The 22,259-nt window shown below is 64.4% G+C and carries 18 protein-coding genes and 2 pseudogenes; 13 read left to right on the top strand and 7 right to left on the bottom strand.

Annotated features, from left to right (window positions below; genetic code table 11):
* The first annotated feature begins 113 nt into the window (after nucleotides 1-113).
* Together N0K08_RS23305 and N0K08_RS09795 are read left to right on the top strand one after the other, a co-directional pair.
* Nucleotides 114-218: a hypothetical protein gene (locus tag N0K08_RS23305; protein ID WP_408642935.1), complete on the top strand. Its 105-nt coding sequence runs from the start codon at nucleotides 114-116 to the stop codon at nucleotides 216-218.
* 712 nt (nucleotides 219-930) lie between these two features.
* A pseudogene (locus N0K08_RS09795) lies at nucleotides 931-1,038 on the top strand (integrase core domain-containing protein); the annotation flags it as partial.
* Nucleotides 1,039-1,074: 36 nt separating this feature from the next.
* Here N0K08_RS09795 and N0K08_RS09790 read toward each other — a convergent pair.
* From N0K08_RS09790 to N0K08_RS09780, 3 genes are read right to left on the bottom strand one after another with little or no spacing between them, the layout of a single operon-like run.
* A complete protein-coding gene (locus N0K08_RS09790) occupies nucleotides 1,075-3,690 on the bottom strand; it encodes a helicase-related protein (protein ID WP_261500078.1) in 2,616 nt (871 codons plus the stop codon).
* A 2-nt stretch (nucleotides 3,691-3,692) separates the two neighbouring features.
* Nucleotides 3,693-5,648, bottom strand: coding sequence for a hypothetical protein (locus tag N0K08_RS09785; protein ID WP_261500077.1), 1,956 nt, complete (start codon nucleotides 5,646-5,648; stop codon nucleotides 3,693-3,695).
* Nucleotides 5,638-6,684 (bottom strand): hypothetical protein, encoded by a 1,047-nt coding sequence (locus N0K08_RS09780; RefSeq protein ID WP_261500075.1) that lies wholly within the window; start codon nucleotides 6,682-6,684, stop codon nucleotides 5,638-5,640. The genes N0K08_RS09785 and N0K08_RS09780 overlap by 11 nt, the downstream gene beginning before the upstream one ends.
* Nucleotides 6,685-8,406: 1,722 nt before the next feature.
* Here N0K08_RS09780 and N0K08_RS09775 point away from each other — a divergent pair.
* The 4 genes from N0K08_RS09775 (at nucleotide 8,407) to N0K08_RS09760 (ending at nucleotide 11,962) form a co-directional block, all read left to right on the top strand.
* Nucleotides 8,407-9,012, top strand: coding sequence for a TetR/AcrR family transcriptional regulator (locus N0K08_RS09775; protein WP_261500488.1), 606 nt, complete (start codon nucleotides 8,407-8,409; stop codon nucleotides 9,010-9,012).
* Nucleotides 9,013-9,081: 69 nt separating this feature from the next.
* Nucleotides 9,082-10,083, top strand: a complete 1,002-nt coding sequence (locus N0K08_RS09770) for an NADP-dependent oxidoreductase (protein ID WP_261500074.1) — start codon at nucleotides 9,082-9,084, stop codon at nucleotides 10,081-10,083.
* 31 nt (nucleotides 10,084-10,114) lie between these two features.
* On the top strand, nucleotides 10,115-10,819 hold the full coding sequence (locus N0K08_RS09765; protein WP_261500072.1) for an SDR family oxidoreductase: 705 nt from the start codon (nucleotides 10,115-10,117) through the stop codon (nucleotides 10,817-10,819).
* Nucleotides 10,820-10,885: 66 nt separating this feature from the next.
* Nucleotides 10,886-11,962, top strand: a complete 1,077-nt coding sequence (locus N0K08_RS09760) for an alkene reductase (RefSeq protein WP_261500071.1) — start codon at nucleotides 10,886-10,888, stop codon at nucleotides 11,960-11,962.
* Between the two features lie 321 nt (nucleotides 11,963-12,283).
* Here N0K08_RS09760 and N0K08_RS09755 read toward each other — a convergent pair.
* The 3 genes and pseudogenes from N0K08_RS09755 to N0K08_RS09745 form a co-directional block, all read right to left on the bottom strand.
* Nucleotides 12,284-12,427 (bottom strand): annotated as a pseudogene (locus N0K08_RS09755) (acyl-CoA dehydrogenase); the annotation flags it as partial.
* Nucleotides 12,428-12,469: 42 nt separating this feature from the next.
* Complete coding sequence (locus N0K08_RS09750) at nucleotides 12,470-12,907, bottom strand: hypothetical protein (protein WP_261500070.1); 438 nt, start codon at nucleotides 12,905-12,907, stop codon at nucleotides 12,470-12,472.
* Between the two features lie 150 nt (nucleotides 12,908-13,057).
* Nucleotides 13,058-13,606 (bottom strand): ferritin-like domain-containing protein, encoded by a 549-nt coding sequence (locus N0K08_RS09745; RefSeq protein WP_261500069.1) that lies wholly within the window; start codon nucleotides 13,604-13,606, stop codon nucleotides 13,058-13,060.
* 339 nt (nucleotides 13,607-13,945) lie between these two features.
* Here N0K08_RS09745 and N0K08_RS09740 point away from each other — a divergent pair, with 339 nt between their 5' ends.
* The gene (locus N0K08_RS09740) at nucleotides 13,946-15,199 is read left to right on the top strand and encodes a flavin monoamine oxidase family protein (protein WP_261500068.1); all 1,254 of its coding nucleotides are present in this window, start codon (nucleotides 13,946-13,948) and stop codon (nucleotides 15,197-15,199) included.
* A gap of 88 nt (nucleotides 15,200-15,287) precedes the next feature.
* On the opposite strand, the gene N0K08_RS09735 is transcribed toward N0K08_RS09740, so the two are convergent.
* Nucleotides 15,288-16,067 (bottom strand): enoyl-CoA hydratase, encoded by a 780-nt coding sequence (locus N0K08_RS09735; protein WP_261500067.1) that lies wholly within the window; start codon nucleotides 16,065-16,067, stop codon nucleotides 15,288-15,290.
* A 190-nt stretch (nucleotides 16,068-16,257) separates the two neighbouring features.
* Between N0K08_RS09735 and N0K08_RS09730 the strand changes: the two genes are divergently transcribed.
* From N0K08_RS09730 to N0K08_RS09705, 6 genes are all read left to right on the top strand, one after another.
* Entirely contained in the window at nucleotides 16,258-17,436 is a 1,179-nt protein-coding gene (locus tag N0K08_RS09730) for an acetyl-CoA C-acetyltransferase (protein ID WP_261500066.1), read from the top strand.
* A gap of 93 nt (nucleotides 17,437-17,529) precedes the next feature.
* Entirely contained in the window at nucleotides 17,530-18,333 is an 804-nt protein-coding gene (locus N0K08_RS09725) for an ABC transporter ATP-binding protein (protein WP_261500065.1), read from the top strand.
* The gene (locus tag N0K08_RS09720; protein ID WP_261500064.1) at nucleotides 18,330-19,046 is read left to right on the top strand and encodes an ABC transporter ATP-binding protein; all 717 of its coding nucleotides are present in this window, start codon (nucleotides 18,330-18,332) and stop codon (nucleotides 19,044-19,046) included. The genes N0K08_RS09725 and N0K08_RS09720 overlap by 4 nt, the downstream gene beginning before the upstream one ends.
* A gap of 3 nt (nucleotides 19,047-19,049) precedes the next feature.
* Complete coding sequence (locus tag N0K08_RS09715) at nucleotides 19,050-19,922, top strand: branched-chain amino acid ABC transporter permease (protein ID WP_261500063.1); 873 nt, start codon at nucleotides 19,050-19,052, stop codon at nucleotides 19,920-19,922.
* Nucleotides 19,923-19,958: 36 nt separating this feature from the next.
* Complete coding sequence (locus N0K08_RS09710) at nucleotides 19,959-20,993, top strand: branched-chain amino acid ABC transporter permease (RefSeq protein ID WP_261500062.1); 1,035 nt, start codon at nucleotides 19,959-19,961, stop codon at nucleotides 20,991-20,993.
* A gap of 39 nt (nucleotides 20,994-21,032) precedes the next feature.
* Nucleotides 21,033-22,259: an ABC transporter substrate-binding protein gene (locus N0K08_RS09705; protein ID WP_261500061.1), complete on the top strand. Its 1,227-nt coding sequence runs from the start codon at nucleotides 21,033-21,035 to the stop codon at nucleotides 22,257-22,259.

Genomic DNA, 22,259 nt, shown 5'->3' with positions numbered 1-22,259 from the left:
ATGAAGGAAAAGAATATAGTTCCACTAATGCCAAAATGAGGTAAATTTTTTCATTTCAAGGGAGTGGGTGGAACCATAAATTATTAGAAGATTAAACGTGGCGCGCTCCTCTCATGCTTGCCATGCAACGCGCCATCGTGCCTGAATTCGACGCGGCAGATTGGCATGAGCTTGGCTACTTGGCGGGGTTTCATGACTTCATACGGGGCCACGGATGACTTCCCCGAAGCCTGGGGCGTAGAGAAAAAGACTACGCCCCCTGTGTCTCCCAGGTTCTTGACTTTATTGTAGTTATGGATTGCCCAAAAATTCACCCGTATCTAGAACGGGGCCAGGTAAAAAAGATGATTGCACAGGGCTATCAAATGGGCCACGTACCCTCAGTTTGCAGGTAGTCTCCGTTTACGGTATCGTGCGTCGGACTCTGGCAGCCGTTGATAATTTTCTTGCGACGTCAGGATAACCTATTACGATCGACAGGCTTCATACGGCCTTGTATGGGTACTTGAATTCCGTTTACAGACAGTGCGATAACTCATCCATGATGGATCCACTCTTACGCTGGCATATAACGCGCTTAGCACCCACCACCTCGCATTGCAATCGTTGGGTGAGAATGGTCGAGAGAGTGGAATGATTTTTATATCGGTTGCTTCTGTTTTTTATGCGCTCAATACCTTCAGAAACCAAGGCAGGGTCGCGCATCCCAATGAATGCGTCTTTTGCTTGTCTGAGGGGCATTGGTTGTCAATGCAGTGCGCACGATCTTTCACTATTTGAGTCAGAAGATCCGTATGTGGCTGACGATCCTGTCTTATCCACGCTGCGAGAGGATCGCTGCACTAGTGGCCGGTTTTAAGGCACCCTGCAAGTCGGCCTGCGTGCAGTTGTAGTGGCAAGACCTTTAAACAGGTCCTTCAAAAGCTTGGGCGCGCCAGCCAGGTCATTAGTGACTGGATTGGCTTTTACAACCACCAGCGCCCGCACCGGGCACTGAAGATGAAGACGCCCGCTGTGGCATATGCGGTAGCGGCCTAACCTGTGCAGGAACTGCTGGGTCTATACATCGGTGCATCAGGCCGCCTGTTTGGGGGACGTGTTGGTACCCGCGATACCGGCTGCGACCGCCCGCCGCAGCGGCGGCCGAAAGTCGATGTCTATCTGTCCGATGGCATGTTGCGCCTGCGCTCCTAGCGACGCGAGTTGGTTCGCAGGAACGATCTCGCCGAACAGTTGTGCGCGCAGCACCTGCGCGCGCTCGGTGACTACCTTCATGCGCAGGTCGTCGTAAGTGCCTTCGACGGCAACGGTGTAGACATCCAGTGTGGGCGGTTTCTCTCCTGCATTGAGGGCCGTATCGCACGCTGCCATCCAGTCGCTGTCCTGCCGGTCGACGCGGCCAATCTGTTGTTCGATGCGACCCGGGTTCCAGTCCAGATGGAACAGCACGAGGGTGCGGCAGGCGCGATGCAGATTTAGTCCTTCGCTCATCACATCCGACTGGCCGATCAGCACGCGTGGGTTGAGTTGGGGGTTATTGAATGTTCCTTGGCGTGCGCGCCGCGTCGCAGGTTTTGTGTCGCCAATCAGGAGCTGCGCGAATGGGCTCATCCGGAAAACGAAGTCGTTGGCGTCTTTCTGCAGGTCCGCTTCGAGCTGCTCGATGATTTTCGGCCACCTCATCGCGGCCGCGATGCCGGGATCGTCCTGCGCCTCGTCGGGCGGGTCAGGATCGCGCACGCTGCACAACAGGCCCGTGGCCTGCGCCAGTACGGTCGCCTTGCCGTCCGCATCACCGACAGCCCAAAGCTTATTTTCGACGCACAACTGCTGGACAAGCCACGTCGTGAGCGTCTTTTCGCTGGCAGGCGACAGCGGATCGTTTCGGCAATGTATTAGGATGGCTTCCTTGCACAGGTCACGCAGGTGGCTGCGGTCGGATTCGTAACGCGCAGCCAGATCTGCGGCACGTCTTGCGAATGCGGGGAGGTCCTTTGCGTCGAAGCCGAATTCCGGTTCCGTCAGCCAACGCCGTAGATCCGCGTCGTCCGGGTCGACACCTCGAGGAAGCGGAAGTGCCTGTCCCTCGCTCACGTGGCGCAGGTAGTGGCGGATGTTGAGCGCGCGCTCGAGCGCCCTCAGCGATTCGATGAATTCACCAAAGACCAGTACCTTGCCGTTTTTCGCCAGTTTCTCGACGAGACAGATTGCGTGCCGTACGCGTGGGTGCCACTGCAGTGACCATCGCCTGTCGGCGGCGAGATCCGCGTGGTCTCGGTCGAGATCGTGGATGCGTTCCCGCCAATACGCCACTCGCATTCCCTTGGCCCCGTCGCCTGGGTTCGCCGCTGCGGTCTCCGGACTCTCGGGCAGGAGTGGTAGCGCCTGCGCAAAGCGCGAGCCTGTGGTCTTGACCTCGAATGCGGTGTCGGCGCCACGCGCCGCGGCGGACAGGGCTTCCGTCAGGGCGAGGTAGGTCCGGTCCCGGCTGGACATGTCCGCAAGCCGCTTTACGCCGGGAAGCAGCTGTCGATGTGGGTGCGCGGCGTGAGCGGCTCCGGTGGCCTGCGCAAAGCGCTGGACCGTCGCGTCATCGCGCCACAAGCGCCGTGTGACCAGCGGTTTGAGTTTCGCGTTGAATTCGCAAGCCGCGCTACGCAGGGCCGCCAATTCGGTGTCGGAACCGACGTGCAGCCCCCGGGCGGCCTTTTCGAAAGCCGTCACCACGTCCTTGAGGCCGCCCACGCGCTCGTCGTCAAGCCCGATGCGGTTGAAGATCGTGACCCACTGGCTGGCGTCCATCTCCATCGGGGTCGCGGTGAGAGCGACGCGCTTCGCTGCGCGTGTGCGTTTAGCCTCGGGGCGAAGCAGGATGTGGTTGAGCAGCCGCGACAACCTGCTCTTGCGGGTCGTCTCCGCAGCCTTCTCTGTCTTGGTCGCGTCGTCACCTGCGCGGCCCTTGTGTGCTTCGTCGATGAGGATCAGGTCGAACTGGCCTACGAGCTGGCCCACGAGGTCTTCGAAGAGTTCCTGGTTGGCGCTGTTCGAGAACGCGGCGGGCGATGGTTTCCCAAGCGGCCCGGTGCGCACGCTCTTAAGCGACGACGGTGACCCATTCTTTACAAGCCACTTCACGGCGTCGGCCTGGTAGTCACTGATGACCAATTGGCCTGCACCCTTCACCTGGCGGCCGTCGACGAGTTCCTTTTTCAGCATGAAGGGCAGCGCCCAAAGTTCCGGGTGTCTTGCGGTCTTCGTCCGCGGCAGGCCGAAGGTATGCGAAATGAATGTGATGGGCGCGTGTGCCGCTACCGGAAACGCCTTGCCTATCGTGAACAGGTCGCGAAACGTGCGCAGCACGCCGCCGCCGGGCCACCAGTTCTCCAGCCAGGAAGCGCCGTGTTCGACTGCCTGCCGCAGGAATCCCGCCAACTCCTCATCGCGCCACTGGAAGGTGAGTCCCGGCGGGATCACGATCGCGACCCGTCCCCCACAGTGGGCCACACAAACCGCCAATGCGATGGCGAGCCGCGTCTTGCCAAGGCCCACTTCGTCCGCGATCAGTACGCCGGGCTGGCGGGAGAGGTTGTCCCGCAGCCACTGCAGCGAAGCGTCCTGTCCCGCGCGCCAGAGCTGCGGCACATTCTCCAATTCTTCGAGGCGGTCAAAGACTTGATCCCAATCCAGCACAGTCAGCCTCCGGAAGTGGCGCACCAGCCGGCGCGCAATTGGTCCACGACGGCCGAGTACTGAGCCTGTAAGGCGGGCTCCCCGGCCAGCCATGCCGGCGTGAAGCCGGGCTCAAGCAGGGCGTCGAACAAGTCGACTCCTAGCTCCATCATGCCCTGCCGGTCGGCATCGGCAGTCTGTTCGAGCAGCAACACGCGCAGTTGGCCCAGCCAGTAAGGAAACTCTTCGCGCGTGACCGCTTCGTTGCGGTCGGCAATCGCTTCGATCATGGCGGCCAAGGAGCGCAGGGGATAGGGCGATGCCTTGAGCGCTCCCCGGGACTTCGCACCTCCACCGTCGTCGATGTCCTCGTCGTCGTAGTCCGTCTCAAGAGGTGGCGGCGCGGGAAAGGCCAGCAGCGCCTTTAGCACACTGCCGAAGGGCACCTGCGGCATTGGGCGCCTGCAGAAAAGGCCGTCCGCGGAGAACACCGGAACTTCCCATTCCTGCTGCGTTCCGTCTGCCGAGGTTGACCGCACGCGAAGCACCGTGGGAGCCACAGGCGACGGCCACGGCACACTGGAAGCATCTGCCGCTGCGGCAATCCAGTCGCCATCCGCTACCTGGATCCACAGCGGCTGCGCGGCCACGGCACTGCGCTCCAGCAACAGCCGGCTGGGGCCGGCCGCGTCTTCGTGCAGGTACCTCGCCAACAGTAGCGGCGGTGGGTCCGCTGGCGTGAACAGGGGCTCACCGTCGTCTGTGATCGCGGCGGCGATGTCCGCATTGGTCGCGAACGCCCCGCATGCCAGCCGTTTCCACACCTCGTTGACCTTGCCGCCGTCTATGAGTACCGCGCCGGCTTCCACGTTGCCGAGCGCGCCGGAAGGCGCCCTGCTGCCGCGCCGGCCGAGGCGTGCTGCGTTCATGTAGCCCCGGCGCGAGAGGTTGCCGGAACCGATATAAAGAAAGCCGACTTTGCTGCTGCCGGATCGCACGGGGCCGAGTCCCGCGACATATTTGGCATGCAGCAAGCTTCGGCCTGGGGCCTTGCCTTTCTGCAGGGGGTCGCAGGGCTTGCACAGGTGCCACTTGCCGAGATGGCCATCCTTCAACTTGCGCTTGCCTATCCAGTTCGCGAGCTGGCCGGCCTGCGACGTGTTGAAGACAAGGTAGCGAGTGCCCGGCCGGCCGAGCTTTTCAAGTTCATGCAACACCTCGGGTTGCGACGAGCTTCCCGTGACCGCTTGTTCGAAGAATCCGGAGCCCGCGACGAGCGTGTTGATGCCGTCAGTAGGAAATCGTTCGCGGATCTGCGTTGCCAGAGGTGTGCTCAGGCTGTGCACGAACTGCGCCACGGGCGGCTTGATGATGCGCTTCACGGCCTTGCTCAACCTGATGCGCCATGCATCGAGCCAGTCGATCGCGAGCGGCTGCGTTTCCAACTTGTCCAGGTGATCGCCGTAGAGGCCGCTGAGCAGTCGCTGGAAGAAGTCGAACGCTGCGGCCACGTCGACCAGGGCCTGGTCGCCGTCCGCGTCATCGGCGGCCCATTCGGTCTTCCAGAAGAAATCGATCTGCGCCTGGCGCGACCAGGTCGCTTCGGTCCAGTTTCCGGTGGAGACAATCAGGCGCCATCGCGTGGTCTCCGCGTAACGTGAAGCGCCGAACCCGAGTAGTGCGACTTTTGCGTGCAACAGGGTTGTGCGTTTCTGCCAGGCCGCAGCGACGCAGGGCGCCAAGTGCAGCAGGCCAGGAACAGCTGTGGGCGGGATGCGCCGTGAAGAAGCATCAAGCAGCAACAGGCTTCGAACCAGTCCGGATGCCTGACGTTCCACAGGAGTTTCGCAGGTGAAGGCCGCCAGCGCACGCTGGAGTACAGGTACGTCGGCGCTTAGCCCACACAGTAGCGCGTGCGTGCCGTGCTCTCCGGGCGGTGGCGTGAAGAGCGTCTCGAGGTTGTAGCGTTCAGTGGGCATGGTCGAAGCGTTCCCCGGCTTCCTCAAGAAGCCGCCGCAGGCGGATGATGGGCCGGGGGACTGCCAGCTGCGGGTCTTGCTCGGCCTCCGGGACGCCGGATGGGTCGTCTGCCACGAGCTCGCGCGTGTAGCCAATGCCCCGGTCGACGCGATCGCCGATCACGGAAAAAATCATGGGAATCCTGGAACACAAGGCCAGAGTGCGTGTTGCGAGCGGGGCTCCTGCGCCTTGCTCGGCGCAGAACGCAACCGCTTCCGCGGGCGCATCTTCCGGGAGCAGCCTGTGCAAGGCGGCCGCCTCGCCTTCGAGCGCCGCAAAACGGTCACGCACGCCGGTGCGCACAGCCAGGGCGGCCCCGAGGAGCGGGCCGTCGTGGATTGCATTGCTTACCTCCTGTGCGGCGGCAAGACCGGCGGCCCGGAGGTCCTCGAAGGCAAAGCAGACCGCCAGCCGCTTGCGCATGACGGCGCCCGGCAGGCCGTCGAGAAACGATTTGCGGCCTTGGGCGTCGGCGAGCCGTTCAAGCGGGATTTGGTGGAGAAGGCCGCTGATGGTGCGGCGGCCTTCATGTGCGAGCACCTGCTGGTACACGAGCGTGCGCTCCGCATCGGTGGCGCTCTCAGGCAGCAAGGTCTTCTTCAGTGCTTCCGGCACGCGCTGGATCTCTTTCGTTCCATTGCGCAGCCACTCGACGAGCCGCATCCGCGCGTCGGTGTCAGCCATTGCGCTTTCGGCCAGTTCAGAACCATGCTGCGTGAGGGTCAGCGCGCTGAACCGCGTTTCCTCATGGCAGAAACCGAGCCCGGGCAGAGCGCGTGTCGCGGCACGGCGAAAGGGCACCGTGACATAGGCACCACCGCGCGAGACGGCGTCGAAGCTCAATGCTGAAACGTCGGCGAACTTGCGCTTGCCTTGGACCCTGTCGTCGTCGACCCGGCCCGCCTTGGTGCGGCGTACAGCGATCCAGCCTGCCAATGCTTCGAGGCCTTCGGCGATCTGGGCCGCACTTGATCTCCCGTCGAGTTCGGGGGCCAAGCGAAGGCCCATGCAAGCCCAGCTTAACTGCCGCACAAAAAAGGCTCCCCCGAGGCCGGGGACGGCCCATTCATTGAAGCGAAGGATGGCGGGGCGTAACCCGAAATCGAGCCGCAACCGGGATGCGCTGGACTCGGCAGGTTCGATGGGCCCCCAGGTCGAGCGTGTCTCGGAAAGCATTGACTGAGGTTAACCGAAATCTAATCCGTCACCCTGCCTGGGCTCAGAATTCTTCGTGAACAACCTAAGCGCATGGCGATCCCATCTTGAAGGTACCGCGTGAAGCGGGCATCGCCCCCACGATGGAGAAAATCTTGAATCAAGACCTCCCACGGCGGCGTAGTACAGCAAGCAATTCAAGGCCGAGGTGTTAGCCCGCTGAGCTTAGCCTTGAACCAGCGTGGGCGGTGTGGCCTTGTCGCAGGGCCTGCATTTGAACATGGTGCATCGCTAGATCCGCGAGAACGGCAAACATCGGCACCGCCTGCATTCGTGTCTTTGCCGGTGCAAACTGCGCCGTGTGCTACCTCACTCGAAGCGGTCCAAGGGCATGGCCAAGACTCTAAGTCTCGGGCTTCTTCACGGTCGACGAGGCAGCTCAGTGGTAGCGGTCGTGTCCGATGGAGGCAAGACGTTGGGAATTGCCTTCTACGCTGAAGCGCAAGGAGGCACGCATCGGGCGCCAGGGGCCGGCCCCGGTGACCGAAATTTGTGAACCGGATTGGTGCCTGTTTTGCTAAGCAGGTTTGCGAGTGAGTCTATCCAACTCGGCCTTGATCTCCATGTACCGAGATGCAACCGCCTCTTTCTCGTAGTGATTGCTCCAATCGCAGTATTGCATAGTGAGGCCCCCCGGTAGCTCGCGATAAGCAGTATCGATCCGTCTGTTCACGCTTCCCTGATGCCTCAGAGAGCAGAGGGGGTCAGGCCTGTATGTTTGTCTGCTTGACGGCCACGCCTAGAAACAGCCTTCGCTCGCAACCGAATAGACGTTGGCGCTTACTGTTGCTTTTGTTGATGCTAGGTATCACCAGAACGCTGATCCGCAACGCTGGAGAGTGACGGCGAGGAGGGCATTCTTGCCCAGACTACGCTCGGCATACCGTCCGTCCGCTGACCCACAAGCCACGGCCGCTAGGCTTTTTGGATGCCATTTATTTAATTACTGAACGTTTGGCGCATCATATCTCTCATTGTGGTGCGTGTTGATTAATTCGACATTTGCAAGATAGGCAAGGCAAAAATGAGGGCGCTCAGAGGGGGGAAGAGGGCAAGTAGGCGTTGGGAGGCTGGATGGGGAGCGTGGCGACGCTGCCATTGAGCGGTCACGTTTTCGCTGGCTGGGGTGACTGGGCCGTCGCCGGGCCGCTGCTGCGCGGCGCCACTTCACTTTGGTTTTTTACGGATAGGCCTGTCGGCCGAGGACACCGATGGCGCTTGAAGAAAGTCCGTAGCGCGGGTTTTGTCGAGGCAAGGGCGATCACCATGTCGCGCGCTGCATCCTTTTCGAAGAAGGGGGCGGCATCAAGAGCTGGTGAATGCCGTGCGTGCAGTGTTCACAAGCAAGCCAAGTTCAAGCGCTTGGCGTTTTCGCGAAAAATCCTCGTTTTCCCCAGAAAAATCTGGACTTCCTCTTGTTTTAGCGGGCAGCACTGGCTACCGCTCAAGCAGGAGGGCGACATCGGTGCGCTGCGGACGCCACACAAGCTGCGAAAAAATAGTATGATGAGCGTCATGCGAAATAGAAATCCCAACACCAGAGCTGCTGCCAAGGAGGCCACGCACGAGCGCATCGTGTCCGTGGCCGCTCGGGCCATCCGCCGCAGCGGCTATGACGGGACCGGGGTCGCGGACATCATGAAGGAGGCGGGCCTGACGCACGGCGCCTTCTACGCGCATTTCGCCTCACGCGAGGCCATGCTGGCGGAAGCCGCCGGCAAGGCCTGCGCGGAGTCCGCTGCCACCGTCGCCGACATGATCTCCAAAGTGCCGCCCGCCATGGCACTGGAATCCATGCTCAACGCCTATCTTTCAAAAGAACATGTCCAGAGCGTTGAAATGGGCTGCCCTTTGGCCGCGCTGGGCTCTGAAACTTCGCGGCAAGCGCCCGAGGTGCGCCGAGTGGCCACGCAGCACATCAAGGAAATGATCGATCTCATCGCTCGCCAAGCGCCGGACTGGGGACAGGCCGGAGCCCATGAGCGCGCACTCGTCACCTTGTCCACCATGGTGGGCAGCCTGCTGTTGGCCCGCGCGGTGGATGACCCCGGCCTGTCCGACAGCCTGCGCGAAGCCGCGCAAAAACACCTGGCCTCTGCCAGCCGTTGAATTTGCGGCGCATGGCTGCGGTTGTTTTTTCGCCATTACATATGATGATCATCATGTGAAGGAAGAGATATGAAGGCATTTGTTCTGGAGCGCTACGGGAAAATGCGCGCGCTGCGGCTGGCCGATGTACCGCAGCCGCAACTGCGCGAGGACGAGGTTCTGGTCGAGGTCCATGCTGCCAGCGTGAACCAGCTGGACTCCAAGATCCGGGGTGGTGAGTTCAAGCGCATCCTGCCCTACCGCCTGCCTCTCATCCTCGGCCACGATGTGGCCGGGGTGGTGGTCAAGGTCGGAGCGCGGGTGCAGCAGTTCCAGCCCGGCGACGAGGTCTATGCGCGGGCGGATGATTTCCGCATCGGCAGCTTTGCCGAATTCATCCCTGTGAGGGAGGCATCGCTGGCACTCAAGCCCAAGGGTTTGACGATGGAGGAAGCCGCGTCCATCCCCCTGGTGGGCTTGACGGCATGGCAGGCGCTGGTTGACACGGCCCAGCTAAAGAAAGGGCAAAAGGTCTTCATCCAGGCCGGCTCGGGCGGTGTCGGCACTTTCGCCATCCAGCTGGCCAAGCACCTGGGCGCCACTGTCGCCACGACAACGAGCCAGGCCAATAGCGCGCTGGTGAAGCATCTGGGCGCGGATGTCGTCATCGACTACCAGACGCAGGACTTCGAGGCGGTCTTGCGCGACTACGACGTGGTCCTGAACAGCCAGGACGGCAAGACGCTTGAAAAATCTCTGCGGGTGCTTCGAAGTGGCGGCAAGCTCATCTCCATCTCCGGGCCACCCGACCCCGAATTCGGCAGGGAAATAGCCGCGCCCGGGTTCGTGAAGCTTGTGCTGTGGCTGTTGAGCTTTGGCATCAGACGCAAGGCGCAAGGCCGTGGCGTCGACTACTCCTTCCTCTTCATGAGGGCAAACGGCAGTCAGCTGCAAGAAATCACCCACCTTCTAGAAACGGGTGCCATCCGCCCTGTGATCGACAAGGTCTTCCCGTTCGACGCCACCAACGAGGCCATGGCCTATGTCGAAGCGGGTCGCGCGAGGGGCAAGGTCGTCGTCAAGCTCAAGTGAGCATTTTTTTTCATCCCCCCTGGAGTTCCCCATGAAGATTGAAAACGCCGTCGTTCTCGTCACCGGTGCCAATCGCGGCATCGGCGCAGTTTTTGCACGCGAGTTGCTCGCCCGTGGCGCCCGCAAGGTCTACGCCGGAGCACGCGACCCAGAAACCGTCACCCAAGCCGGCTTGCACGCAGTGCAGCTGGACGTCACCAAGCCGCAGGAGGTGGCCGCCGCCGCGGCGCTGGCCTCGGATGTCACGCTGGTGATCAACAACGCTGGCATCGCCCAGCCCGGCGGCTTTCTCGCCGCTGATAGCGAAGACGTCACGCGACGCATCTTCGAGACCAACTTCTTCGCCATGCTGCGCATGAGCCAGGCCTTTGCGCCGATTCTCAAGGCCAATGGCGGCGGAGCGCTGCTCAATGTGCTGTCGGTCGCATCCTGGGTAAACGGCGGCGAGTTGGCCGCCTATTCCGCCAGCAAGTCCGCCGCCTGGTCGCTCACCAATGCTTTGCGCAACGAACTGGCGCACCAGAAAACGCAGGTTCTGGGTCTGCACATGGCCTATGTCGATACCGACCTCACGCGCGGGCTTGAAGCGCCCAAGTCCCGTCCAGAAGAGATCGTCCAACGCGCCCTGGATGGACTCGAGGCGGGTCTTGACGAAGTGCTGGCCGATGAACTCACCCAGCAAGTCAAACGAGGAATGACCGCCGCCAGGCCCAGCTATCTGCCGCAACTGACCTGAGTCTGGATCGCCACCAAAGCGTCGACTCTTTTACTTGCCAACGACCCACCTTGCCCAAGGACCATTATGCTTTTCCAAGCGCTCACCACAGCTTCGCTGCAACTCTCCAACCGCGCCGTCATGGCACCCATGACGCGCAGTCGTGCCGTCGAATCCAACACACCCAACGCCTTGATGGCCGAGTACTATGGTCAGCGGGCAACGGCCGGGCTGATCATCACCGAGGGCACTTCGCCTTCGCCCAACGGCCTGGGCTACCCGCGCATTCCTGGACTCTTCAATGCCCAGCAGGTGAGCGGATGGAAGATGGTCACCGATGCGGTGCATGCCAAGGGCGGCAAGATTTTCTTGCAGCTCATGCACACCGGCCGCGTGAGCCAGGTGAGCAATCTGCCTGCGGGCGCGCAAGTGCTGGGCCCGACGGCCGATGTCTGCCCTGGCGAGATGTACACCGACGCACAAGGCATGCAGCCGCACAGCACCCCGCGCGCCATGACCTCGACCGACATTGCCCATGCGGTGCAGGAGTACGCCAAGTCGGCGCAGCTCGCCATCGAAGCAGGATTTGACGGGGTCGAGCTGCATGCCGCCAACGGTTATCTGATCGAGCAGTTCCTGAACGCCAACGTGAATCAGCGCACCGACGCCTATGGCGGGAGCATCGACGGCCGCAATCGCTTTGCGCTCGAGGTCGCCCGCGCCACGGCTGCCGCCATTGGTACCCATCGCGTCGGGGTCCGGCTGTCGCCCTACGGTGTTTTCAACAGCACGGGCACATTCCCCGATGTCGATGCCCAATACCTGGCACTCACCCAGGAGTTCTCGCAGTTGGGCCTGCTGTACGTCCATCTGCTGGACCATTCGGCGATGGGGGCACCGCCGGTGCCTGCCGAGTTGAAATCGCAGCTGCGCGCAGCCTTCAAGGGCTGGTTCATTCTTGCTGGCGGTTTTGATCGCGCCAGCGCGGAAAGTGCGCTCAAGGCGGGCCAAGCAGATCTGATCGCTTTTGCCCGTCCCTTTCTTGCCAGCCCCGATCTGGTGGAGCGCATGCGGGCTGGTGTGGCACTCAATGCCATGGACATGGCGACTTTCTACACCCCTGGCCCCAAGGGCTACACCGATTATCCGGCCCTTGCGACCTGAGGTGCATCCGAGGCTGCTGACGATCGCTGGAACGCGCGTGGCCGTGGACACAGGGCCACGCGGGCGGGCTACGGCCACGGGGGTGTGGGGTTCATGCTCGTTCAATCAATCGTTATGGCCGCTAGGCTTGATGAATCGAGCGCATGTCGACATGTCACCTTTGCCGCAAGGCGACGATGGTCAAATCGGGCTTTATCTCGATATCGAATGACTTTACGAACATGAAAGTGCATCAATGGGCAGCGCTCAGCGCGCACCTCATGCCGGAGTGTGGTTGACCTGCACGTGACGGATGCGCCCACTGCCAGCGCGCGCCAAGCGCAGTCTTCCGCCTGCCCACATCCGCCGCGGAAGAAACCCGCCGCGATGGGGGTGGTCATCGATACCGAGCCCGGACTGCGGCGCCAGTGGCGAGAAGCACATCCAGTGCCACGACTGTTGCAATGTCTTGACTGCCGCCTCCCGTTGGCACCCCAGCGGCGTCATGCGGCGGCTGGCGCATCCGTCTCAGTCAAACAGGGCTTGCCGCAGGCGTTCGAATTTGGCATCGCCCACCGCCTCGCGGATCTTCGGCGCCAGGGCAACGAGTCCGTCGTAGCCGCTCGCGGCCTCGACCGACAGATTCAGTCGGAAGCCGCGCAATCCCAGGCCGCCCGTGATCTGCGTGGCAATCAGGTAGGCCGCCTGGTAGCGCTCCTGGTCGGAGCGGCCGCTGGCTGCCGCCGGTTCCGTCGGCGGCACGCTGTCTGGGCTGGGTTCCAGCAGACCCAGGTCCAGCATGGCCTGCACATCCTGTGGGGTGATACCCATTGCCGCTGTCGCGGCCAGCACCTCGGCCACGCTGCGTTTGCCGTCGAAGAGGATGAAAGCCGAGCGTTGGCGCACGGTGATGCCCTGACGCTCCTTGAGCGCCTGTTGTCCTGACTGGGTTTTGATCAGTAGCATGCAGCTCTTTCTGGGACGGCAGGCAAGGATGCGCCGCGCAATGGCTACAGAGTCTGGCAGGGAGGTCGGCGCTTGAGAATCGGGTCTACCCATGGTCTGATGGGGCTGGCGCATCGGCGGCATCGACGCGATGCGCCGCCGCATCCGTCTTTACTTGGCGCGTTTCATCCAGTCCGACAGCTCGTCCGCATGTTCTTGCTCCTGCTCCAGGATTTGCTCGATCAGACGGCGTGTGGTGTGGTCCTTGTCGCCGATCAGGCCAATCATTTGCGTGTAGGCCTCGATGGCCACGCGCTCGGCAATCAGATTGGAGCGGATCATGGACAGCAGATCCAGCTGCTCGTTGTAGTCGGCATGGCTGCGGCTGGAGAGCGTGTCCGGGTTCAGGTCCGGCTCGCCACCGAGCTGCACGATGCGTCGGGCGATCTTGTCGGCGTGCGCCTGCTCCTCATTGGCATGCACCAGAAACTCGTCGGCAATCGCCGGCGATTCCAGCCCCGTGGCCGTCAAATGGTGGCGCATGTAGCGCAGCCAGCAGACGATTTCCGTGGCCAGCGAATCGTTGAGCAACTGGATGATTTCCTTGCGCCACTGCTGCGCTTCGGGCGTGACGGCGCCCTGGTCCAGGCTTTTCTTGGCAGCTTCCAGTCGCGCCTTGTCCAGCGTCATTTTTGGGGTCGCTTTTGCGGTGGATTTCATTGCATACCTCGTGGGGTGGATTGGATTGACCAGTGCGCTGGCCATGTTGGAGCTACCCACGGTAGATGAGTACCTCGCTTTGGCTTGTGGGAATATGGCTTGTCTTGCCATGGGAGCTCGGCCCACGGGCCCTATCCAATGCACCCGCTGTCTGGCAAGAGGCGCTGGCGGGCGGCGCGCACAATGGCGCATTACTGCGCGCTCACCATGGTTTCTTCCATGCCACCGTCTCTTGAGAACCGGTCCCTGCACCGGCGGGCCGTCCTGGGCCTGGCGGTTTGGAGCCTGCCCCTGGTGCAAGCCAGGGCCCAGGCAGGGCGCCAACCCAGAAAGCAATGCATGCAAAACGAGTTTGATGTGGCCGTCGTCGGCGCAGGTGCCGCCGGTCTGGCCGCCGCCGGGAAACTACAGGCGCTGGGGCGCAGCGTGGTCGTGCTGGAGGCTTCGGGGCGGGTGGGCGGCCGCGCTTTCACGGACGGGACCTCGTTTTCCTCCGCGGTCGACCTGGGTTGTGCCTGGCTGCACCAGGCCGACCGCAACCCGCTGACGCCGCTGGCGCGCGCCCTGGACTTCACGCTCATCGACCATGAGCCGGCGGCCAGGCACCTCATGTGCCAGGGCCAGCCCGCGAGTGCTGCGGAACTGCATGGCCTGGAGCAGGCGGAGCAAGCGCTGACTGAGCGCATGGCCGGCGTGGGCCCGCAGGATGTGGCGATGGCGTCCTTGCTGGCCGCCGAGCCCGACTGGACTGCTGAGATGGCCCTGCGCACCATCGCCGAGCTCGATACCGGCGGCGATGCCGAGGATACGTCGGTGCTGGGCGTCGTGGCGCAGGGCTCGACCTCCCCCAATTGGCTGGTCCGGCAAGGCATGGGGCGCGTTGTCGAGTCCCTCGCGTCCGGGCTGCGGGTGGCTTTGAACACGCGGGTGGCGGAGATTGAGCAAGTGCCGGGCGGTGTCAGGCTGGAAACGTCGGCGGGGGACATCCGGGCGCGGCACTGCATCGTGACGGTTTCTACGGGCGTGTTGCGCGCCGAAGCCATCCGTTTCAAACCCGGTCTCACGAATGCCGCCCTGGCCGCGTTGGAGGCCTTGCCCATGGGGCATTTCAACAAGGTGGTGCTGGAGTTCGATGCGCCCCTGCCGGGCTTCGCGGCGGGCGACTGGCTCAGCGCGGGGCGGAATTTTCAGCCGGAGCAGGCGCTGGTCTTCCTGGTCAATCCCTTCGGCTCGCGCCTGGTGATCGCCCTGGCCGGCGGCAGTTACGGCCGGCAACTGTCCACCATGCCAGCCCGGGAGGCCGAAGACGCGGTGATGGCGCAGTTGCTGGGCTGCCTGGGAAGCCTGGGCGGGCGCAAGCTGACGGGCAGCATGGCGACGGACTGGGCGACGAATGCCTGGACCCAGGGCAGCTACGCCTATTTGCGCACCGGCGGCGGGGAGGCGAGAAGGGCGCTGGCCAGCGCCGGCAGTGAGCGCATCCACTTCGCGGGCGAGGCCTCGGCCATGGAGCTGGCCCAGACCTGCGGCGGAGCCTACCTCACGGGGATACAGACGGCGCAGCGCATCGAGGCTTTGCTGGGCAAGGCCTGAGCCCGGACCAGCCGGTTGCGGGCTTCAAGCCCCCTGCCCACGCGCTAAGCGTGCACCACTTCTCCGGGATTTTTTAGCGGCTAAAAAATCAGCGTTCTGCCCGCGCCTGTGCGCGACCGCGTTCGCTCACGGCGGCGCGGCGAGCTTCCAGCGCTTCGGGCCGCAGCTGCCCGGCCCATTGCCGGCTGGTCTGGCGCTCCAGCTGCAAGGCCTGGGCCAGGGGCAAGGCGTAGCCGTCGTCGATCAGGCGCTTCAAGGGGGCGACGATTTCAGGCAGGGCACCGGCGATATCGGCGGCCAGGGCCAGCGCCTGCGGCATCAAGTCGTGGGGCGCGGTGACCCGGTTGACCAGGCCCCAGCGTTCGGCCTGGTCGGCGTTGATGAAGTTGCCGCTGAAGGCCATTTCCTTGGCGCGGCCCAGGCCGATGAGCCGGCTGAGCTTTTGCGACAGTCCCCAGCCCGGGATCACGCCCACACGGCCGTGGGTGTCGGCAAAGCGCGCCGCGCTGGACGCGATCAAGATGTCGCAGGCCAGGGCCAGCTCGAAGCCGCCGGTGACGGCCGCGCCGTTGATGGCGCCAATCACCGGGCGCGGAAAGCGCGCAAGCGCCGCCACCGGATCGTTGGCCGGCGAAGCGATGTCCAGCGCCTTTTGCCCCAGTTCGCGCAGGTCCAGTCCCGCGCAAAAAGCCTTGCCCGTGCCGGTCAGGATCAGCACGCGCAGGCTGTCGTCGCGCGCGAGTTCATCGAGGGCCTGCACCAGCGCCAGGCGCAGCGGCGTCGACAGCGCGTTCATGGCCTCGGGCCGGTTCAGCGCAATGCAGGCACAGCCGGGCTGCGGGCGCGTGACTAGCAGCAGTTCGTTCATGGGGGGGCTCCTGTCGGTGGGGCGAGTACGGGACAGGGGCCAGTGTGGGCCGGGTCGGGGCGGCAGCGCATCGTCGCAAGCGACGAAATCGGCAGGGGAGACGGTTTCCAAAATCGTCTGTTCCGACGACGCTGCCCGCGGCCCGGGGGCCAACAATGCCTTGGCTGTTATTCGAAACTGGAGAACCCCAATGTCCGAAGCCTATATCGTTGCCGCGGCCCGTACCGCTGGTGGCCGTCGCAATGGCCGCCTTGCCGGCTGGCATCCCGCCGACCTGGCCGCCCAGGTCCTGAATGCTCTGATCGAACGCACCGACGCCGATCCGGCGCTGATCGAAGACGTGATCATGGGCTGCGTCGGCCAGGCCGGCGAGCAGTCCAACAACATCGCCCGCAATGCGGTCATGGCCTCGCGCCTGCCCGAGTCCGTGCCTGCGACGTCGGTCGACCGCCAGTGCGGCTCGTCCCAGCAGGCGCTGCATTTCGCGGCCCAGGCCGTGATGTCGGGCGCCATGGACATCGTCATCGCCGCGGGCGTGGAAAGCATGACGCGCGTGCCCATGGGCACGCCCAGCATCCTGCCTTATAAGAACGGCCTGGGCAGCTACATGAGCCCGGGCATCGTCGCGCGCTACCCCGGCGTGCAGTTCAGCCAGTTCACCGGCGCCGAGCAGATCGCGCTCAAGTACGGCCTGTCCAAGGAGCAGCTCGACGCCTATGCGCTGCTGAGCCACCAGCGCGCCATTGCCGCGACCCGCGGCGGCCACTTCAGCGACGAAATCGTGCCCGTGGCGGTGCGCCTGGCCGACGGCAGCGAGACCGGCGAGATGCACACCACCGATGAAGGCATTCGCTACGAGGCCACGCTGGAGAGCATTGCCGGCGTCAAGCTGATCGCCGAAGGCGGGCGCTGCACGGCGGCGAGCGCCAGCCAGATCTGCGACGGCGCGGCCGGCCTGATGGTGGTCAACGAGCGCGGCCTGAAGATCCTGGGCGTCAAGCCCCTGGCCCGCGTGCACCACATGACCGTGATCGGCCATGACCCGGTGATCATGCTCGAAGCGCCCATCCCCGCCACGCAGCGCGCGCTGAAAAAGGCCGGCATGACGATCAGCGACATCGACCTCTACGAAGTCAACGAGGCCTTCGCGCCCGTGCCCCTGGCCTGGCTGCAGACCCTGGGCGCCGACCCGTCCCGCCTCAACGTGAACGGCGGCGCGATCGCGCTGGGCCATCCGCTGGGCGGCTCGGGCGCCAAGCTGATGACCACGCTGGTGCATGCGCTGGGCCAGCGCGGCAAGCGCTACGGCCTGCAGACCATGTGCGAAGGCGGCGGCCTGGCCAACGTCACCATCATCGAGCGGCTGTAAGCCCGGCCAGGCGCGGGGGCCGTCCGCGCCTGGCAAAGACAGCGCTGCAGTCGCCGACTGCAGCCCCATCGCATCCCAACAAGAGATAGCCGCATGACCAATGACAACGATCGCGCAGGCCAGGCCCTGCTGCACATCGATGGTGTCTCGGTGCGCTTCGGCGGCATCGTGGCACTGGACGGCGTGTCCTTCGACGTGCAGCGCGGACAGATTTGCGGACTCATAGGCCCCAACGGCGCGGGCAAGAGCACGCTGTTCAACTGTCTGTCGCGCCTTTATGAATGCAATAGCGGCAGCATCCACTTCGACGGCCACCCGCTGTCGACCATGCCGCGCCACCGCATGGCGGGCATAGGCATAGGCCGCACTTTCCAGAATCTGGCGCTGTTTCGCACCATGACCGTGCGCGAGAACGCGCTGGTGGGTTGCCACAGCCAGCACCACGCCGGCTTTTTGCGCAACGCCTTTCGCCTGCCGGGCGCGGCGCGCATCGAGGCCCAGGCGCAGGAGCGTGCCCAGACGCTGATCGATTTTCTGGGCCTGGGCAGCGTGGCCGAGCGCACCGTGGCCGACCTGCCTTTCGGCACGCAAAAGCGCGTCGAGCTGGCCCGGGCGCTCGCGGCCCAGCCCCAGCTGCTGCTGCTCGACGAGCCCGCGGCCGGGCTCAATCACGAGGAGCTGGAAAGCCTGGGCGCGCTGATCCGCGACATCCGCGACCGCCTGCAGGTCACGGTGCTGCTGGTCGAGCACCACATGGGGCTGGTGATGGGCGTTTCCGACAAGGTCGTGGCGCTGAACTTCGGCAAGAAGATCGCCGAGGGCACGCCGGCACAGGTGCGTGCCCACCCCGAAGTGATCCGCGCCTACCTGGGTGCGGACGAGGAGGAAACCGTATGAGTTCCATTCTGGAAGTGCGCGGCCTGCGCGCCGCCTACGGCGCCACGCGCGTGCTGCAAGGCCTTGACCTGGACATCGCCGACGGTGAAATCGTCGCCTTGCTGGGCGCCAACGGCGCGGGCAAGACCACCACGCTGCGCGCGCTGTGCCAGGCCATGGTCACCACCGAAGGCAGCATTTCGCTGGTGGGGCAGCGCATCGACGGCCGCTCCACCGAACAGATCGCCAAGCTGGGCGTGGGCCATGTGCCCGACGGCCGCGGCACGTTTCTGGGGCTGACGGCCGAAGAGAACCTGCGCCTGGGGGCCTATGCCCGGCCCAGCCGCATCGGGGCCGACGCCGACATGGAGCGCATCTACGGCTACTTTCCGCGCCTCAAGGAGCGCCGCGCCCAGCAGGCCGGCACGCTGTCGGGCGGCGAGCAGCAGATGCTGGCCATAGGCCGCGCGCTGATGGGCAAGCCCCGGCTGCTGCTGCTCGACGAGCCTTCGTTCGGCCTGGCGCCGCTGATCGTCAAGGACATCTTCGCCATCATGCGGCGCATCAACCAGGAGGAGCAGGTCTCCATCCTGCTGGTGGAGCAGAACGCCAAGCTGGCGCTCGATCTGTCCGATCGTGCCTACCTGCTGGAAACCGGGCGCATCGTGCTGTCCGGGCCGTCCGACGATATCCGACGCGACGACGCCGTGCGCCGCGCCTACCTGGGGGAATAAAGCATGGACGCCTTCCTGCATCAACTGCTCGCCGGCCTGGCTTCGGGCGGCATCTACGCCAGCGTGGCGCTGGCCCTGGTGATGATTTACCAGGCCACGCACCACATCAATTTCGCCCAGGGCGAGATGGCGATGTTCTCGACTTTCATCGCCTGGAGTCTGATCCAGGCCGGCCTGCCGTACTGGGCCGCCTTCTTCGCCACCGTGGTGCTGTCCTTCGTGCTCGCGGCCGTGGTGGAGTTCACCGTGATCCGGCCCATGCACGACAAGCCGGCGCTGTCGGTGGTGGTGGTCTTCATCGGCCTGCTGGTGATCTTCCACAGCCTCGCGGGCTGGCTGTTCGGCTACACCATCAAGCAGTTCCCCAGCCCGTTCCCGCAGGACGCCTGGTATGGCAGCTCGATGATGTCGGCGCACGAAGTCGGGGCCATCTTCGTCACGCTGCTGGTGGTGGCCGCGCTGTTCTCCTTCTTTCGCTTCACGCCCCTGGGCCTGGCGATGCGCGCCGCGGCGCAGAACGCGGCCTCGTCGCGGCTGGTGGGCATCAACGTCGGGCGCATGCTGATGCTGGGCTGGGGCCTGGCCGGCGCGATCGGCGCGGTGGCCGGAATGATGGTCGCACCGGTGGTCTTTCTCGACCCCCACATGATGACCGGCGTGCTGCTCTATGCCTTTGCCGGCGCGCTGATCGGCGGCATCGACAGCCCCCTGGGCGCGGTGCTCGGCGGCTTTCTGGTGGGCGTGCTGGAGAACCTCATCGGCACCTACGTGGTGGGCACCGAACTCAAGCTGTCCGTGGCGCTGGTGCTCATCGTCGGCGTGCTCATCGTGCGCCCGGCCGGCTTGCTCGGCCGCACTGTTGTGACCCGTGTCTGACCCGCGTCTGACCCCGTGACCCAAGGATTGCTGTACATGAACACTTTCAACACCACGGCCCGCACGACCCTCGCGCAGGCCAGCGCCCCGGCCCGCAGCGGCGGCTTCGCGCCCGGCTGGACCGCCACGCTGGCCGTCGTCGCGCTGTTCGCCATCGCCATCACTTTCGTCGCCAAGGGCTTCCAGCTGTTCCAGGCGACCATGGTGCTGTCGTACGCCATCGCGCTGCTGGGCCTGAACATCCTGACCGGCTACAACGGCCAGATTTCGCTGGGCCATGGCGCGTTCTATGCCATCGGCGCCTACACCACGGCGATTCTCATGGAGCACGGCGGCACGCCCTACTGGGCCACGGTGCCGGCCGCGGCCGTGGTCTGCCTGGCGGTGGGCTATGCCTTCGGGCGCCCGGCGCTCAAGCTCGACGGGCTGTACCTGGCGCTGGCGACGTTCGCGCTGGGCGTGGCCATGCCCCAGCTGCTCAAGTACAAGCACCTCGAAGCCTGGACCGGCGGCGTGCAAGGCATCGTGCTGATGAAGCCCGAAGCGCCTTTCGGCCTGCCGCTCACGGCCGACCAGTGGCTTTATCTGTTCGCACTGTTCGTCACGGTGATCATGTTCGTCATCGCCCACAACCTGCTGCAAAGCGGCACGGGCCGCGCGCTGCGCGCCATCCGCGACCACGCCATGGCGGCCGAAGCCATGGGCGTGGACAACAAGCACTACAAGTCCATGGCCTTCGGCGTCTCGGCGGCCTATACCGGCGTCGGCGGCGCGCTGTCGGCCATCGCCGTGCAGTTCGTGGCGCCCGACTCGTTCACGCTGTTCCTGTCGATCTCGCTGCTGGTGGGCATCGTCATCGGCGGCGTGGGCACGCTGTGGGGTGCGATCTTCGGCGCCGTGTTCATCATGTTCGTGCCTTCGCTGGCCGAGAAGGTGTCCAAGGCCGCGCCCTGGGCCATCTACGGCGTGGTGCTGATCGCCATCATGTTCGCCATGCCGGGCGGCGTGGTCGGCATGCTGCGCAAGATCCAGGAACGTTTCAAGACCCGTGCCGGCGCGCCCGGCGGCTGATCGCGGCCACTCTCTCAAAAACCAAGGAGACACAGCAGCATGAACAAAGCTCTTTCCCCCTCGCGCCGACACACTCTCGTGGCCCTGGCCGGGCTTTCGCTGGGCGCGGCCCTGCCGGCCATGGCCCAGAAGAAGTACGACCCGGGCGCGAGCGACACCGAGATCAAGCTGGGCATGCCCATGCCTTTGTCGGGCCCGGTCTCGGGCTATTCGCTGGTGGGCAAGGTCGCGCAGGCCTATTTCAAGAAGCTCAACGAGGCCGGCGGCATCAACGGGCGCAAGGTCAGCCTGGTGATCTATGACGACCAGTACTCGCCGCCCAAGACCGTGGAAGTGGTGCGCCGCATGGTCGAGGAAGACCAGGTGCTGGCCATCTTCGGCGGCCTGGGCACGGCGGCCAACAGCGCGATCCAGCGCTACATGAACATGAAGAAAGTGCCGCAGCTGTTCATCCAGAGCGGTGCGGCCCAGTTCGACGATGCGGCCAAGTCGCCCTGGACCGTGCCCTTGCTGGGCAGCTACCAGGGCGAGGGCCGGGTCTTCGCGCGCCAGATCCTGGCCAGCCGCCCCGACGCCAAGGTGGCCGTGCTGATGCAGAACGACGACCTGGGCCGCGAGCTGCTCAAGGGCCTGCAGCAAGGCCTGGCCGGGCAGACCAAGGTCAAGATCGTGTCCCAGGCCACCTTCGAAGTCACCGACCCCACGGTCGATTCCCAGCTGGTGCAGCTCAAGAGTGCGGGCGCCGACGTGCTGGTGATGGCCGCCACGGCGCGCACCGCCGCGCAGGCCATACGCAAGGTCGCGGCCCTGGGCTGGCAGGCCGACCGCTACCTCTGCTACGCCGGCTCCTCGGTGAAGATGGCCATGGAGCCCGCGGGCGTGGAGAACTCCAAGGGCGTGGTGTCGCTGGCCGTCTACAAGGAGCCGCTGAGCCCGCGCTGGGCGCGCGACGCCGACGTGGTGGCCTACCTCGATCTGCTCAAGACCCATGCGCCCGGCGTCGATCCGGGCAACGGCGCCGGCGTCTCGGGCTATCTGGTGGCGACGCTGATGACGCATGTGCTCAAGTCCGCGGGCGACGACTTGTCGCGCGACAACGTGCGCCGCCTGGCCAGCAACCTCAAGGACGTGCAACTGCCCATGCTGCTGCCCGGCGTGCTGGTGGCGAACTCGGCCAAGGACTTGCACGCCTACGCGTCCATGCAGCCGGTGCGCTTCAACGGTGTCGAGATGGAAGCTACCGGGCCGGTGCTGGCGATGAAGTGA

The organism is Acidovorax bellezanensis (assembly GCF_025421555.1).
In the GTDB taxonomy this organism is placed as follows: Bacteria; Pseudomonadota; Gammaproteobacteria; order Burkholderiales; family Burkholderiaceae_C; genus Comamonas; species Comamonas bellezanensis.
This window is presented reverse-complemented; position numbering and strand designations above follow the sequence as displayed.